Source organism: Paenibacillus vulneris (assembly GCF_039543185.1).
Classification (GTDB): domain Bacteria; phylum Bacillota; class Bacilli; order Paenibacillales; family NBRC-103111; genus Paenibacillus_S; species Paenibacillus_S vulneris.
Window position 1 is genome coordinate 268,128 of sequence record NZ_BAABJG010000055.1, and the last position, 15,667, is coordinate 283,794.

A 15,667-nucleotide genomic window follows, 5' to 3' on the forward strand; every position below is an offset into this window, starting at 1 on the left:
CCATTAGCTATTAGTTCGATTTTTTTCTAATACGTAACGCATAGTACAGCTTGGAAGGCAGATCAATCCGGAATCGGCCTTGGAACGTCTCTTCCAGTGTCGTTATCGTCATGTTCCAGGTGTCAATTACGTCCACTTCGTACTCACCCTCTGGCAGCTCGAATACGCGGTAAGAGAACCGATGAGGCCCGAAGTATTGTAAATAATATTCCCCGCTTACCTCCAGTGTAGCTGCGTCCATTCTGTCACTGCTGTATGTGATATGTGCTGGCGCTTCCTCAAGAAGGCTCCGCAAGAAGGCGATTCTCGGGATGCTTTCTCCGCGAAGCCGCCCGCCATGAGACCACCAGAGGACTTCGTCCTCATTCACATCATCGTTCACATAGGTTTCCCCATGTGTCACGTAGCCGCCGCGAAAGTTTCCTTCCCATATTCGCAGTACCATTTCCTCGGCAGTCAAGCTGCCCCAGCGGGCATCGAGGTTCCCTTCATACTCACAATCATCGATGATAACGGGTTTGCCGTATTGCCTGGTGTAATCCGATGCTACTCTGATATCCGGGTTCTGTAAGCTAACATGAGTGACCCAGGGGGCCCCGAAATCATGCCAGTTACGACATGAACGCAGATGTCCGCCGGAATCGTATTCCTGAAGCATTGTAAAGTATCGGTTCCAAACCTCCGGCCGCTTCTGCTTCATCAGGTCATATTCGTTGGCAAGAGACCACCATACGTTGGGATAAGCACCAAGCCGGGCGATCACATAACGCAGATAACGCTCGTCCTGTTCAGAGGTCAAACGGTCAAAGCCCCAGCGCCCTTCGTCATACGGATGAAACAAGATCAGATCGGCTTCGATGCCGAGCTTGCCCAAATCCGCTATTCTGCGTTCCAGATGAGCAAAATAGCCGGGATTGAATCTGTCATAATCGAAGCCTTGTTCTACAGAGCCCTCGAAAGGATATTCGATCGGCTCTCCCCTATTAAACTCGCAGTTTATCGGGAATACGCACATTCGTACTTTGTTAAAGGGGGCATGCATCAATGTACGCAGCGTCTCTTCCTGTAGCTCTTCCGATTGCAAATGCCACACGTAGCAGGTTGTACCCACCGGGATATAACGGGTACCATCGGCATATTGAAAATGTACGTTCCCTTTAATCCTGACAGGTCCATGATGACCCGGCTCCGGAGTTGTACAAATAAATTGTCCCGTCATGCCGTTGAAGCCCGGATCATTGCTGGTGACCGTAAAAGTCCATTCGCCTTGCTCCTGCGGCATAAAGCGGATACAGTATGTTCCGCCTCCGTCATAGAAGCCTTCCGACACCGCTTCATATCGCCCGTTCCTGAAGCTCGCGCTTAAGGAGATATCAGTAAACGGGTTCCCAGCCGAAGGACCATTCAGCTTCAGCTCAAACATTCCCCATTGAGCAACTGTATCCATGGCAGTGCCAATCCTCCCTTCTAGATCCTATGGTTACACTCTCGTTAGACGCAGAGCCATATAGGGCCTGCCGGGAAGCTTCACCTTGGTTATTCCGCGGTATATCCCTTCTACCGGAGTTATGGTCATATTCCAGCAATCGATAATCTCGATCCGGAACTCCGTATCCTTTCCGAGCTCTACCATTTTATAAGCATGCTGATGGCGGCCGAAATACATTAATTTATACTGGCCTTCCCCGGCAGAAGCAATCCAGTCTTCCGGTGCTTCCTCGATAATCCGGCGCAGAAAGGCAATTCGTTCCATGCACTCGCCGTAGATTTTGCCTCCGAACGAAATCCATGCACGGGTCTCACGGTCTATGAACGACTCTCCATGGGCAACAAATCCTCCTCTGGAGAAGCCCTCCCAGAACCGGTGAGTCATTTCTTCCCCGGAAATATTGCCCCATCTCCTCGAGCTATTCCCTTCATAAGAGATCTCATCAATCACGATAGGCTTTGGAGCAGTCTCTCGCCATACGCTTGTGAGCTCCGCATCCCAGTGCTGGATGCTTTGATGAGTTATCCAAGGCTTGGTGAAATCATACAGTGTCGATGTTTTGTACATCTTCGTGCCGTTATGAATCGACCGCAGGTGCTGGTACGGATCGTATCGCTGCACATATTGAATGAGCTGATCCCACTCAGCTACCGTTTTGAATTTATTGAAATCGTACTCGTTAGACAAAGACCACCATACATTTCTGTAGGCGGCAAGCCGGGCGATAACATAACGAAGATAAAAGCGGTCTGTTTCCTCGTCCATGTTATCAAAGCCCCAATGACCCTTATCGTAAGGGTGGTACAATATCAAATCCGCTTCGATGCCAAGCTGCTGCAAATCCTCGATTCTACGCTCCAAATGCGCAAAGAAATCGGGATTAAATCTTGTTTTATCGGTATCCTCCGGACATGTACCGGCAAAAGCAAGAGCAGGCGGCTTCATATCTCTTGTCGGCAGCAGGCACATTCTAACTTTATTGAACGGGGAGTTCGCCAGCGTCTGCAGCGTATGCTCCTCCAATTCCTCGTTGCCCAGATGGGTCCAATGATAGCAGGTAGTGCCGAAGGGCAAATAGCGAGTGCCGTCTTCATAAGCAAAATAGTATTTGTTTTGGACTCTAACCGGCCCGTGATTGCCGCTGGATGGCTCTACGCAATCGAACTCGCCGGTGATCCCGTCAAGCTCCGGGCGGTTGCTTCGGGTCTCGTACCGCCATCTTCCTATCTGGCCAGGCATAAAGCGAATCCGGTATCGTCCCTCGCCATCATAGAAGCCGTCAGGCTCTACCACCTTATTTTTATATTGAAATTTGGCGCTTAGCTGCACCTCTTGAAACGGATTGCCCGTGGACAGTCCGTGTAGAACAAGCTCAAACCGCCCCCAACGCTCCACACTCTGCAGTTGATCGTTCATACTTGCATTGTCCGCTCCTTCCATGGAAATGGTGACAGGCTATTTGATGCCGGAATGAGCCATAGTCGCAATGACCTTGCTTTGGAACAATAGAAAAATAATCAGGTTCGGCAAAAACATAAGCAGTGCAGCGGCCGCCGCCGCCCCTTGCCTGGCTACATTGTTCGCCATCCCGCTCGTCAGCGTAGAGATGTAGAACGGAAACGTCTTCATCTCTTCTTGCTGCATGAACAAGGTCGATGTTTCCGTATTACCCCAAGCGGCGTTAAAAGCAATAATACCAATGGTCGCTACCGCCGGCATAATGACGGGCAGCACGATCTTCATGAAGATCGTATACTCCCTCGCTCCGTCCATTTTGGCTGAATCCAGAAGCTCGTTAGGGAGCTGATCGATAAACTGCTTCATCAGGAAGACGCCTGTCGGCACGGCTACCATCGGCATAATGTGGCCGAAGTACGTGTTCATGATACCCAGCTTGCTGACCACCAGATAGCGGGGAATAGCCACAGTCTCAGGCGCAAAGAGCAGCGTCAGCAGGATCATGCCGAACACAATTTTGTGCCCCGGGAACTTATGCTTCGATATCGGGTAAGCGCACATCGCGCTCACTATAGTTACAATAATAACGCACAATATGGCTACGACAACACTATTAAAAATATAACGGGTTATCGGAATCGCAGTCCCTTTGGTAATGGCCAGCAGCTCTACGAAATTTTGAAAGGAGGGATTCCGGACAAAGATGTTGGGCGGGTAAATAAACAGCTCCTGATACGGCTTCAGCGCATGGTTCAATATATAAACCAACGGCATCAGCATAAAAATACTTAGAGCAATCAGCAAAAACACGGCAAACTTCTCCGTCGGGCCCAACCGATGCAGCTTTGACCTATTCCGCCACGGAAAAAGCTTCCCGAGCGTTTCTGAGCCCATGACTTTCATCTATTCGTCCTCCTTCGTACCGAACAATCTCCAGCAGAGCTTATTGGCAACGTAAATAAGAATAAGAAGAAATACAGATAAGGCGCTTGCATACCCCAGCTCGAAACGGGTAAACCCGTAATCGTCGATTTGGCTGATGATCAAATGTCCGGAATATTGAGGCGTCGGGTTCATTCCGGCCAGCTGGGTACCGATCCCGCCGGCCTTGAACGCCCCGACAATGGCCATCACCGCACCGAACAGCATCTGAGGCTTGGTTGATGGGATCGTAATGTACCAGATCTCCTCCAGCTTGCTCTTGATCCCGTCGAGTCGGCCTGCTTCATAGAGCTCGTTATTGACATTCAATATGCCGGCCAGCATCGCCAGAAAGCCGATTCCCATACTGGACCACAGCGTAACAACGATCATGGAGGACATCAGATATTCCTTACTTGTTACCCATAGGATCGGTTGATTAATAAGACCCAGCTTAATAAGAAAGCTGTTCAAATAGCCGATGCGGTCGCCGGATAAGAGCGGCAGCCAAATGATGCTCATCGCTACTCCGCCCGCTAGGGACGGAGTATACAGCGCGAGCGTAAACCATTTGCGGTAAACTCCCGGCAGGATGGAGATGAGCCAAGCCAGCAGGAAGGAGGCGATATAGCCTCCCGGGCCTACGATGGTTGCGAACTTGAAGGTGTTCGGAATCGCATATTTGATCAGAATCAAATCCTGCGACAGCATATACCGGAAATTTTCCCACCCTACGAATCTGGGGGGCTCCAAGGAATTGTAATAAGTAAAGCTAAGCCCGAAGGCGGCGATAACAGGAATCATGATAAAGATAATGAAACATACCATAAACGGCGCAATAAACACATAAGAAGCACGGTACTCCCACATCATCTGAATCGGCGAAACCCATTTCGGCTTCAGACGGCTCGTGGAGGTATGCATGTTCGGCAGCGTCCTGGATTCACTTTTTAACATACTTATCCACTCCTTCCCACGGCTGGGTTATTTTCGGCAGATTCAGGGACCGTACAACTTCACCGTTTTCATTAATAAAATGGAACTCCTGCATCTTCCGCTGAATTTCCCTGTCAATATCAACAATCGCGGTTTCAAGCGAGGTACGATAGTTCATTCCGTCTACGACAGTCCGGTTCCAAGCATTTTGCAGCTCACGCTCCATGAAATAGCTGCCCGGTACATTAGGAATTTCCCTAAACCATCTCCACTGCTCCATGATGGCTTTAAGATCGTCTTCTTTCCACGGTAGCTTCGCAAAGGCATCAATATTGGAGGTATTCCACCGGAAGCTGACCCCGTTCAATGTCTCCAGATCAGTGCCGTACTTCTCCTGCACCTCGGCGGAAGTCCACCATTTCAGGAACTCCCAGCTTTCATTCGGTTTCTTCGTTTGCTTAAAGATCGCGGAGGACTGCATCCCCCCGCCAATCCAGCGGGCAACCGTGCCGTTATCCTGCTTGACACCGGGAACCGGAGCAACGCCCCACCAACCATTCAGCTCAGGTGCTGCGACCGTCAATTCGATGTACATGCTTAGATCCGCGATCCCCATCGGGATCGTCCCGTCACGGAAGTGCTGATAGAAGCTGGATAAGGAGCGGTCGACGGCGTACTTGTTGTACAAATCCGTCCATTTCTTAAACGCGTCGAAGCCTTTCTCCGACCCGATTGCCGTCCTGCTGCCATCTTCAGCGAAGTAGTCTGCGCCGTTCTGCATAAAGAAAGGAATATGGCCCACCGGCGTAATATTCATTCCGTTCTGCTGGATGACAGGGAGCATCTTATACAGCTCATCCCAAGTGTCAGGAACCTTCAGCCCCAAATTTTGCAGGATGTCTTTGCGATAGTACATCATTTGGAAGGTTTGTGTTTCCGGGACCCCATAATACCCGTCATTATAATAGAAGGGCGTCCATGAACCGGGGGCAAACCGTTTATAGATCGTATCGAAATCAGGGAACTGCTTCAGATCATAGATCCCGTTACGCAATGCGTATTCGAACGGCAAATCCTGCCCCAATCCTAACGCTACATCCGGGGCTATACCGGCGGCATTCATTAATACTAGCAGCCCTGCGTCCGGCAGCAGATTCACCTTGACCTTGATCCCCGTCTTAGGTGTAAACGATTCATTCGCCATATCCTGGAGCAGATTCACATAGTCTCTGCCTCGCAGCACCCAGACATTGAGGACATCATCCTGAACCTTATTCAAATTTTCTTTCGGCATAAAGGAATAGAAGAAATTGATGAACGCCCCCTGGATTTTTTGGGTCAGCGTCGCTTCCATCCTCGGAAAGCTTTGCTGCACCGGCACCACCATGATGCGATCCAGCTGAAGCGGCTGGGAGCTGAGCTGTTGAATCAGATCACCGATCTTCCCCTGCATCGTTACGAGCCGGCTTGCTTCATAAGGGATCTCGTTCGCATCTTTCAAGAGCGATCGGATATCCTGATTAATCGTTACAATCCCTTGTGAGACGGCGTCCGGGCGTCCGTTAACAGTTTCCAGACGGGATCTCACCCCATCGAGATTATCACTCAAGCCTTTCAGCTCGTCGATGAAGCCCGGAAGATCCTTTTCAATGTCCCAGGTCCGGTTCTTGTCATCCACCCCGCCTGTTAATGCCTTTAAATCGGCGGCAAGCTTTTTCAATCCCGCAATGCCCTTCTCCAATTCTACGATCGTTGGCTTGAGCGGTGCTTGCGTGACCCGCATGGACAGCGTGTTGGTTCCTTTTTTCAAATAAAACTCGTATGGCTGCCCCTGATCGTCCTCCAGCGTAATCCCTTTCCAGCCCGTTGCATATAAAAACCGGTACGCCTTTAGCTCGGAAAATGGGGTCTTGCCGTTAATGGCAATAGAACGAAACGAGGAGCGGTTGGACAAAAATGACTGCTGGGCGCGCATGCCTATTTTATAGTAGCCGTCTTCAGGAACCTCGAAGCTCCAGCTGACCTCCTGATTCCCCTTGGACCAGCGCTGCCCGTCGATCGTATTGTACGTAATTTTTCCCCGAACATAAGGTACGGAAGCAATATCATTGTCATAGGTCAAAGGAATAGAGGAGTCATTCTTCCACTGCACCTGCTCCGCTTCGATGACGATAGGCGCCGCATTGGTTGAAGCCGCTGTGGAAGGCTGGGAGCTTCTATAGGTTTTGTAATCCTCCACTTTGGCAGGAGCCCGAAAGGTAATGCTTTCGATCGCCACCGGATCGCTGCCGGACAAGCGAAGCTTATGCTTGCCTGGTGTCAAGTTCCACAGCAGAGGATCTTCATACGCTCCGCCGGAGTCCCGGAAGGCATCGTTCAGCCAGCCGGAAATGTCAGTGGCCATCGGACGAATTTCATCTCCGTTATCATCAATACGGGCGGGAAGCTGATCCTTCCATTGCCGGTACAGCTGCACCGATTTGGATTCAAGAAACGGATTCTTGTCATCCAGAGTGACATTCCATGAGATCGGCTTGCGGTGTGAAGCGTCAACGAAAGGATGATACGACAATGCTATATTGTATAATCCTCCTTGATCGACATTGAACTCATACTCAATCCATTCATCCCCCTGAGCGCTCCATACCATAACGTCACTTTTCCCATCATAGGGCGCGACAGTCACATTGGCTTTATCGGACTTGCCGCTCAGCCTGGAGCCGGGTAGGGTGAAGCTGGCGTTATGAGAAGTCCCCGCTCCGCTTTTGATCCAACCGTCCAACACTTCAAAATAGTAAGGGTCTTGGGGCTTGGTTTCCCCTGTTTCCCAATTGCTGTTGTGTAACTTTGCACCGTTATCGCCCGTTCCCGGCGTACCGGTCTGATCTGCCCCTGCTGCTGCAGGACTCAGTGTCAGGACGAGCGCCAGCATGGCCGCTATCCACGCTCGAGTTCGTAACAACGCTTTCAACTCCATTCCTCTGCTGTATCTTCAGCTTTAATACGCCAGATTGTCCATCGAATCCTTATCGAAAAATAAAGCCTTACGCATGTTTAGCGTCAATGTGACCTTCTCATTTTCCGCAAATGGATGTTCAGGCCGGGCACGTGCGATGAACAGATTTGGAGCTCCAATATCCAGATACAAATACATATCGGCACCCATCAGCTCGTTGATTTTTTGCGCCCCCACAATCTGGCAGCCCGGATTGGCCTCACGGAAATCCGCTTCCAAATGAACATTCTCGCAGCGGATGCCCAGGATGACATTCCGGTTGATTTTGTTTTTACTTCTCAACACGTTCGACTGCTCTTCGGGTATCCGCAGATAATAGCGGTTCGTATGGAATTCCAGCTGTCCGTTAGAGCTTTCAAGAATCTGACCTTCGAGCAGATTGATCGGCGGCGTTCCAATGAAGCCGGCTACGAATAGATTGCGCGGATGATTATAGATTCTTTGCGGCGTATCCACCTGCTGGATAACGCCGTTATTCATCACTACGATCCGATGCCCCATCGTCATAGCCTCTACCTGGTCATGCGTCACATATACCATCGTCACTCCAAGCTGCTTATGAAGACGGATAATCTCCGTCCTCATCTGCACTCTCAGCTTGGCATCGAGGTTAGATAAAGGCTCATCCATCAAAAACACTTGAGGGTTACGGACGATAGCCCTTCCCAAGGCTACGCGCTGACGCTGACCACCGGACAATTGCCTCGGCTTCCTGTTCAGGAACTGCTCGATTTCCAATATTCTCGAGGTCTTCTTGACCGCCAGATCAATCTCATGCTTAGGCATTTTTCTAAGCCGCAAGCCGAACGCGATGTTCTCATATACGCTCATATTCGGGTACAGCGCATAGTTCTGAAATACCATGGCAATATCCCGATCTTTGGGGGGCAAATGGTTAACCAGCTTCTCCCCTATGTACAGCTCGCCGGAAGAAATCTCCTCCAAGCCTGCGATCATACGAAGCGTCGTCGATTTACCACAGCCGGAAGGACCGACCATAACCAGAAACTCGCCGTCCGGTATTTCCAGATGAAAATCCTTTACCGCATAACCTTTATCCTTGCCATATTGTTTTTCGATGTGGTTTAAAAGAATGCGCCCCATTGAAGCACCTCCGATACTCTTATTCATCTCCAAAGTGAGAACGGTTTCAATAATAGCCCGTTACGGGCTTGCCGGTACCTGCTAACTCCCCGTACGTTCGACGCTTTGCGCCATGTATCAACAACGGTTATGGGCAGAGCCTTGTTCTCCTTCATTTTTCCTCATTATACATCTGCTCATTTACGGGATTATAGGTGATGATAACTTACTCTATAGGGTAATCATGCTCTAAGCCTTTGAGCGAGCCAATCGTATGATTTTCGGCCCGATATCTCATGTTTCCCCGGGAATATATCGGCAGTCAGCCGATCCACAGCCCCCTCTTCCCGGTAGATCCGCTCAAGCTGCATTAAGGCATCCTGCACGGAAGCAGCGGGAAACAATGTGTCCTCTAAGCCCGATTCCACGAATAACGGCCGGGGTGCAACAAGCCCGATCAGCTCCGGCAGATCCGCGTGCTTCAGAATGGAAGGCAAATAATTGTCGATGCAATGATTCATGGCCAGGAGACTTCCTCTGAAGGTGCTCGTAAACGCGCATAGCACCACAGCCTTGATCCGAGCATCCAATGCAGCGGACAATGAAGCGATCAAGCCGCCGCCGGAAAAGCCCATACAGCCGATCCGCTCCGGGTCCACTTCTTCTCTGCTGATAAGGTAATCTACTACACGTGTTGCCTCAAAGATCCGAAGTCCAGCCAAGGTTTGTCCGTATAACAAGAGGCGGGAAGAAAGCGCAAAACAGGAGCTTGCCTTCCTCGGGTCTTTGGCCCGATCCGCTGCCAGCCTGCGGTCTCCGAAGCCTATAATCTCCGGTGCTATGACGATCATTCCCCTTCGCACCAGCTCTAAGGCGAAATGCTTATGAATGCCCGCCTCCCCAGCATCCTCCGTGCCGTCCGGCTGTAAGCCGACGATTTCCTTGCTTCCGTATCCATGCCCGTGCCAGGCTACCACTGCCGGAGCTCTATCCTGCAGCTGTTTGGGAATCAGAACATAAGCCGGAAGCCTCAGATGTTCGGCGGTAGCAAACGCAATGCGCTCCACGTAGCAATCCTCTCTTTCTGTTCTTTCGAGCAGAACCGGACTCAAGCTGGCGCTCCCTTCAGGCAACCGACCTAAAGCGTCCAACAGGCTTATCTTTACATTCTCCTTGCGCTCTCTCCAGCACTGTCCCCCTACTGCCTCTTCCCTTAATAGGTCGTTTGTTACGTATAGCTGAGATAAATATTCATCCGGCGACCACATGGGTCATTCCTCCCATCTTTTGTTCCCTTAGCAAAAAAGCACAATCCCAAAAATGAATAAAAAAAGAGCTGATCCATCATGATGGCCAGCCCCGGCAGGTTAAAATGATATGGCTTTGTCCTCGAATTCTTGAAAGTTCTGCCTGTATTGGCGCGGGGTCACCCCTGTTTTTTTACGGAATAAGGCGTGGAAAAACTTCATGTCCAAGTAACCGACCTGATTGGCGATCTGGTATATCGGAATATCGGTTGATTTTAGGAGCTCACAGCATTTTTGAATTCGTACATTTTGCAAATATTGCGTGAAGGTGAGCCCTGTCGTTTTTTTGAACAGCCGTTGAAAATGGCTTGCACTCAAATAGAAATAATCGGCTACATCCTGAACGGTAATATTCTGGGTGTAATTATTTTTTATGAAATGCACCACTTCCTCCAGCTTGCTGAACGATGCAGGCTCCGTTTCATTCTTCAGCTCAAAGCGCTTTAGCATCACCAGCATCTGAATCAGCATAGCAGTCAGTACGGTCTCATAACCCGTGCTTCTTTTTAAATACTCCGAATACATGGTCTGAACCATATTAAAAAACGTATCATGTTTATCCTGAAAATGCAGCCACCGTTCCGTGCATTCATGCGGATAATAAAAGATATTGTAGGTGTAGGAATCCTTCTGAATAAGATGCCTCCAGCCTTCCAGCAGCTCTGTCCTAAAGATGCAGTTGTAAATAACGAGCGTTTTATCCTGCTTGGGCGAGGACGGGCGGAACACATGCGACGTTCCAATCGGTATGACGAACAAGTCTCCCTGCTTGATCGGTATGACTTGATCCTCAATGTAATGGTACCCGCTTCCTTCGCCCACATAGCTGATTTCCGTAAAATCGTGAGTATGCTGTACAGTTGTAAACGATTCCAATTCTCGATTTATGAAAATATCCATATTCTCATCGAAAAAGCGATCGCCGGTTAAATGATCGATTCTCCCGTTCATGACCATCACCCCAGGTACATGATTTTTACTTCCAAACCTTATTCAGAGGTTGTTCAAAAAGCCCCCTCTTACGACGAAGCTTTTTGAACAAACGCTTAAGCACGGATGCTGCCCGCCGTTCATTAACAGCTAACCTTTATGCACCCAGTCTTCATCAATACAGACATATTTGATTCCCTTGCGCAAATAGGAAAAAGCGATATGTATTTTACCATCTCGGGTCGACGTAATGCTCGGATAAGAATAGCCGATCTCCGACTCCTTGTATTCCAAATCGGCCATTTGTACATTGCGGTAACGCGGCCATGTTTGTCCATTATCCTCCGAAATCGCTAGAGTTAACGGAGTCCGCAGCGGCTTTCTACGGAACGTCCCCTTGCTGCTGACCCAGCGGAACTGATCCCGCTCCATCGTCGAATCGTTGAAGACCAGAGCCAAATGGCCGTTCTGCAGCTTGGTCAATTGAATCGACGAATTATTATTGGCCAATGCGCTCCTCACCGGAGGCGTCCAGGTCTTCCCATAATCGTCCGACTGGCTGGTATAAATCCGGTCGGCCTGGCGGCTGCGGAATACAGCAAACAGACTGCCTTCCTTCAACTCGACCACACTCATTTGAACTCTGTGAACACTGTCGGCAACCGGATATTCGGTCCATGTTTTCCCCTGATCCGAGCTGATTTGTACGACGCTGTAATGTCCGTCCAGCTTGCAATAGTAGGCCGGAAGCAGCCAATCGCCGTTGGACAGCACGACCATTGCCTGTCTCAGGAAGATGCCCATGCCGTCGAACAAGACCTCGCTTGGTCCCCATGTATAACCCCGGTCTTCCGATATCCGGCAGAGGACTCGCGACGTTTTTTGGTTATGCGGCTCATTCGAGGTATGGAACAGCCATAGGTTGCCGTCCGGTGCCTGAAAGAGGACCGGGTTTTGCTCCGAACGCTCAGGGTCGTTCGATAATTGCATCGGTTCACTCCAAACAGCAGAGCCTGCAGCAAGCCTGGACATGACAATATTCGTATCCGGATTCCCCTCCCCGCTGCCGTTAAACCAGACGCAGAGCAGATCGCCATTGTCCAGCTCCAATAAATTGGCGGCATGACTGTCGTTAGGATGCAATATGGGGAGAAATGCCTCCAACACGGCAGGATCCGTCTCCGAGCGGGAGACCACACCATTAAATCGGGTCATTAGCATACATTCCTCCTAGATAGTTGTTTTCCGTACGGTAGAGTTACTGATATTCCCGGATATCCAGCTCAGCCCTCGCTAACGTCGGACTGTTGAATATCAGCCGACCGTTAACATACACACGGTATCCTTCGTCGATATCCGCCAGTCCTTCTTGCGATATATGCGGCATTCTGTATGTGATTCGGATATCCATCCCTGCGGCCTTGATCCGGTCCAGACAAAAATAGTCCAGTCCGACATCCAGCGGATCCAGTATGATCCGGTCTTGTTCTACCGCCAATCCGGCCACATGCGAGATCAGCAGATCGATGTAATATGAATGATTGTATTCCTGTTCATCGCTTAAAGGCTCGCCTGTCTCACTATTGTAATGCTCTACAAGACCAGGCTGGTTCAAGTCTCTTTGCATAAAATGAAGAAACGAATATTCACGGAAATAGGAAGCAAATTGGCTGTCAAACTGATGATTTCTTCTCTTGCTCTCCTTTGCAAGCGCATCCAAAGCAATGGAGTTGGTATACGGCCACGTCGGCCCATCCCATACGCAGCCGTTGCGCCCCTTCACAAAATGCCCCATCCATCCGCCTTCTTTGGAGTATGCCGGGCAATCCATCGCTACGGAAGGAAACGGACAGCGGGTATGAAACTCCTGATCATTCAATAGATGCTCGATCATGCCATTAAAGCTGTCATCGATCATTTCGGCCCAGCCGGGATAAATGCCGACAATATTTTTTACCAGCGCCTTCTCATCGGTTTGGTAATGAAGATCATAAAAGTACTGCGAGGCTTCATCCCACATTTTGTCAATTATATCCCGTTTAATATCCTCTGCCAGCTTGTAGTACGAAGCGGCCTCCTCATCACCTAAAAGTTCACATAATTTGGCTACTCCCAATGTATTCAAATAGTGATATACCGCGCGATCCACTCTTTTCAAATGGGTATAGGTCGCTTTATCCTTCGGATTTTTCGGATATTGATGGAAATACCAGTAGCTTGGCTGATATTCCTTTCCCGTCCGGGTATGCTTATGTTCGATCATTAATTCATCGTTCTCACTGCCATGTATACGTTTCCATGAGTCGATTTGCATTTTCAGCGCCGGAAGCAGCTCCGTCATAAATGGACGGTCCTGATGAATCAGATACAGCTTATAGGCAGCCCAGCAGGAGAAGTTGGCAAACGAATGCATGATCGTATCCACCGTCATGCAGCTGAACATCCCGTCCTCATTCATCCCCTCCTTCATATTCTGCAATACGCCCTCGCAATAAACCGGATCATGATACCATCGGGCATCCATAAGATGGAGGGGTACGGACAGGTTGATCAGCTTGCTGAACTCCCATCCCCCTTTGCTGAACGGCTTCTTGCTTTTTTTATGCGATCTGCCTTCATAAAATAAAGGGTGAGACAAATGTCCATACTTCGGATCGGCCAAATTATGCCGCAGCAAAAACCAGCGGTACTTCCATGTTCGATTCAGCAGCGGATCACTGCAATAAAAGGTCGGAGCTTTATCAAACCAAATCTGGTAGTCTCTTCTTTGATCTTCTACCACTTGATCGACCGTATGGCCCGACTCCGCATAACCTGCCGCCCGCTCTCTCAGCTGCTCCGGAGGATCTTGTCCTTTTATTCCGAACGCGGCAGCGATGACGAACTGCCTTGACTCCCCGGGCTTCAAACGTACTTCCTCCAGTAGGGCCGGATCGCTTACGGCGACCACTCCTGCAATATCGAAGCTGTAATGCTCCATGAGAAATTCGCCATACAACGTATTCTCGTCCTGATTGGTGAAGCAATCGTTGTAGGTTTGCAGACTCAAGACGAGATCTTCTCCGCTCCGATTGGTCCAGGTTTGGCAGGATACCGCACAATCGTTCCAGGAAATGAATTTCCTATCCGTAAATGCGATCCGGCTTCCGTTATATTCCACGGACAAATAACTTGGAAACCACTCGGTGCGGCATGGTTCAAAGCTGACCCCTTGATTGTTGGTTACTGTGAATAGTAACGGAAGGTTCACCTTGTGAATAAAGTCGAATCTTCCCGAGAATCCGGGCATGGAATCCACATAATCTGCCCATAACCGTGCTCCGGTGGAACCTAACAAAAGTGCACCCGGGAGCGTACGAAGCGCTTTCTTCCCCGCCCGCAATTCCTCATCCCAGAGGCTTCCTGTTGGCATGGACTTTCCTCCGTTCCTTACGAATAATGACAACACGTGAAGCTTTATTCCATAATTTAGTATATTAAATTTCCATGATAGATGAGTGGTGTTTATCTGCTCAAACTATAGGGCGATTACACTTAATATTTCACCGTAAGATGATAAAAGGCAATCCGTTCTCTCCTCCATGTGTAAGTAATCATTAGGTCGTTCCCGCTGGCAATAATGGCAGGGTAGGAATATTGACTGATTCCAGCATCCAGCAGCAGTTCATCTCCCCATGTCTTCCCGTTATCCTCCGATAATCGCAGTACGAGCGGCGTCCTCGGCCCTTTCTTCTTTCCTTCCTCCGTACGGACCGGATTGTATACGAGGGCAAGGATGCCTTGATCCATCCGGACCAAATCGATACCGCTGTTATTGTTCGGCAATTCCGTAGGATAGGCCTCGCACCATGTTATACCGCCGTCCTGCGAGTCGCTGCGGTAAATAGCTCCTTCCGTGCTGCGCGTATACATGTGGACATTCCCTGGCGACGATTCCCATAGTGCAGGCTGAATGATGCCTTTCCCCCGCAAAGCGGCGTGATCCAAGGGAACCGTTGCGCTGCGTTTCCAGGTTTCTCCTCCATCATATGAGAGATCCACAAAGCAGTCCCAGTCGGGCTCCAGAGAGGCGGGGGCCGCAATCACCCCATCATACAGGACAATAGGTTTATTTTTGACGGGGCCTCTTCCCCCTTTATCTCCTTCAACCAGAGGCACAGGAGCGCTCCAGGTAAGTCCGTTATCCAAAGATCGGATCACCCGGGTCTCCCATTCCGCAATACTGTATCCCGCTTTGTAGTAAAGGAACAATACCCCGTCGGCTCTCCGGAATAAGACCGGGTTCCAATGAGGAACGTCTTCCTCGTCCGCTACCTTCACCGGGGGCATCCATTGGCCATTCCGGCGGTGTGAGGTCCATATCGCTACATCCCCTGCCTTCTCCTTCGTCCCTCCGAACCAGGCGGCTATGATGTCCCCACCGGGCAGCAGCTCCAACGTCGATGCATGACAGCTGAGAAAAGGACGGTCGTCCTCAAAAATGAATTGCTTCGTTATGTTAACATACTTCATGTTCAATCCCCTCCT

At 49.9% G+C, this 15,667-nt stretch carries 11 protein-coding genes; all 11 read right to left on the bottom strand.

Annotated features, from left to right (window positions below; translation table 11 throughout):
- Positions 1 to 10 precede the first annotated feature (10 nt).
- Positions 11 to 1,447, bottom strand: coding sequence for a DUF5605 domain-containing protein (locus ABEA66_RS33890; protein ID WP_345594618.1), 1,437 nt, complete (start codon positions 1,445 to 1,447; stop codon positions 11 to 13).
- Between the two features lie 33 nt (positions 1,448 to 1,480).
- Complete coding sequence (locus ABEA66_RS33895; protein ID WP_345594620.1) at positions 1,481 to 2,905, bottom strand: DUF5605 domain-containing protein; 1,425 nt, start codon at positions 2,903 to 2,905, stop codon at positions 1,481 to 1,483.
- Positions 2,906 to 2,944: 39 nt separating this feature from the next.
- Complete coding sequence (locus tag ABEA66_RS33900) at positions 2,945 to 3,850, bottom strand: carbohydrate ABC transporter permease (protein ID WP_079909222.1); 906 nt, start codon at positions 3,848 to 3,850, stop codon at positions 2,945 to 2,947.
- Positions 3,851 to 4,792 (bottom strand): carbohydrate ABC transporter permease, encoded by a 942-nt coding sequence (locus ABEA66_RS33905; RefSeq protein ID WP_345595201.1) that lies wholly within the window; start codon positions 4,790 to 4,792, stop codon positions 3,851 to 3,853. It abuts the gene before it with no gap.
- A gap of 19 nt (positions 4,793 to 4,811) precedes the next feature.
- Positions 4,812 to 7,766 (bottom strand): extracellular solute-binding protein, encoded by a 2,955-nt coding sequence (locus ABEA66_RS33910; protein WP_345594623.1) that lies wholly within the window; start codon positions 7,764 to 7,766, stop codon positions 4,812 to 4,814.
- Between the two features lie 36 nt (positions 7,767 to 7,802).
- Positions 7,803 to 8,924 carry an ABC transporter ATP-binding protein gene (locus ABEA66_RS33915; RefSeq protein WP_079909220.1) on the bottom strand — a complete coding sequence of 374 codons (1,122 nt, stop codon included), beginning with the start codon at positions 8,922 to 8,924 and terminating at the stop codon, positions 7,803 to 7,805.
- Positions 8,925 to 9,145: 221 nt separating this feature from the next.
- Positions 9,146 to 10,171 (bottom strand): dienelactone hydrolase family protein, encoded by a 1,026-nt coding sequence (locus ABEA66_RS33920; RefSeq protein WP_345594626.1) that lies wholly within the window; start codon positions 10,169 to 10,171, stop codon positions 9,146 to 9,148.
- 99 nt (positions 10,172 to 10,270) lie between these two features.
- The gene (locus ABEA66_RS33925) at positions 10,271 to 11,161 is read right to left on the bottom strand and encodes an AraC family transcriptional regulator (protein ID WP_192701615.1); all 891 of its coding nucleotides are present in this window, start codon (positions 11,159 to 11,161) and stop codon (positions 10,271 to 10,273) included.
- 129 nt (positions 11,162 to 11,290) lie between these two features.
- The gene (locus tag ABEA66_RS33930; RefSeq protein WP_345594629.1) at positions 11,291 to 12,355 is read right to left on the bottom strand and encodes a sialidase family protein; all 1,065 of its coding nucleotides are present in this window, start codon (positions 12,353 to 12,355) and stop codon (positions 11,291 to 11,293) included.
- Between the two features lie 43 nt (positions 12,356 to 12,398).
- A complete protein-coding gene (locus ABEA66_RS33935; RefSeq protein ID WP_345594631.1) occupies positions 12,399 to 14,552 on the bottom strand; it encodes an MGH1-like glycoside hydrolase domain-containing protein in 2,154 nt (717 codons plus the stop codon).
- A gap of 122 nt (positions 14,553 to 14,674) precedes the next feature.
- Complete coding sequence (locus ABEA66_RS33940; RefSeq protein WP_079909215.1) at positions 14,675 to 15,652, bottom strand: sialidase family protein; 978 nt, start codon at positions 15,650 to 15,652, stop codon at positions 14,675 to 14,677.
- Positions 15,653 to 15,667 lie beyond the last annotated feature (15 nt).

Bases quoted from the DNA above. Each gene is read 5' to 3' on its own strand.
- ABEA66_RS33890 (WP_345594618.1), bottom strand. From the start codon at position 1,447: ATGGATACAGTTGCTCAATGGGGAATGTTTGAGCTGAAGCTGAATGGT.
- ABEA66_RS33895 (WP_345594620.1), bottom strand. From the start codon at position 2,905: ATGAACGATCAACTGCAGAGTGTGGAGCGTTGGGGGCGGTTTGAGCTT.
- ABEA66_RS33900 (WP_079909222.1), bottom strand. From the start codon at position 3,850: ATGAAAGTCATGGGCTCAGAAACGCTCGGGAAGCTTTTTCCGTGGCGG.
- ABEA66_RS33905 (WP_345595201.1), bottom strand. From the start codon at position 4,792: ATGCATACCTCCACGAGCCGTCTGAAGCCGAAATGGGTTTCGCCGATT.
- ABEA66_RS33915 (WP_079909220.1), bottom strand. From the start codon at position 8,924: ATGGGGCGCATTCTTTTAAACCACATCGAAAAACAATATGGCAAGGAT.
- ABEA66_RS33920 (WP_345594626.1), bottom strand. From the start codon at position 10,171: ATGTGGTCGCCGGATGAATATTTATCTCAGCTATACGTAACAAACGAC.
- ABEA66_RS33925 (WP_192701615.1), bottom strand. From the start codon at position 11,161: ATGAACGGGAGAATCGATCATTTAACCGGCGATCGCTTTTTCGATGAG.
- ABEA66_RS33930 (WP_345594629.1), bottom strand. From the start codon at position 12,355: ATGACCCGATTTAATGGTGTGGTCTCCCGCTCGGAGACGGATCCTGCC.
- ABEA66_RS33935 (WP_345594631.1), bottom strand. From the start codon at position 14,552: ATGCCAACAGGAAGCCTCTGGGATGAGGAATTGCGGGCGGGGAAGAAA.
- ABEA66_RS33940 (WP_079909215.1), bottom strand. From the start codon at position 15,652: ATGAAGTATGTTAACATAACGAAGCAATTCATTTTTGAGGACGACCGT.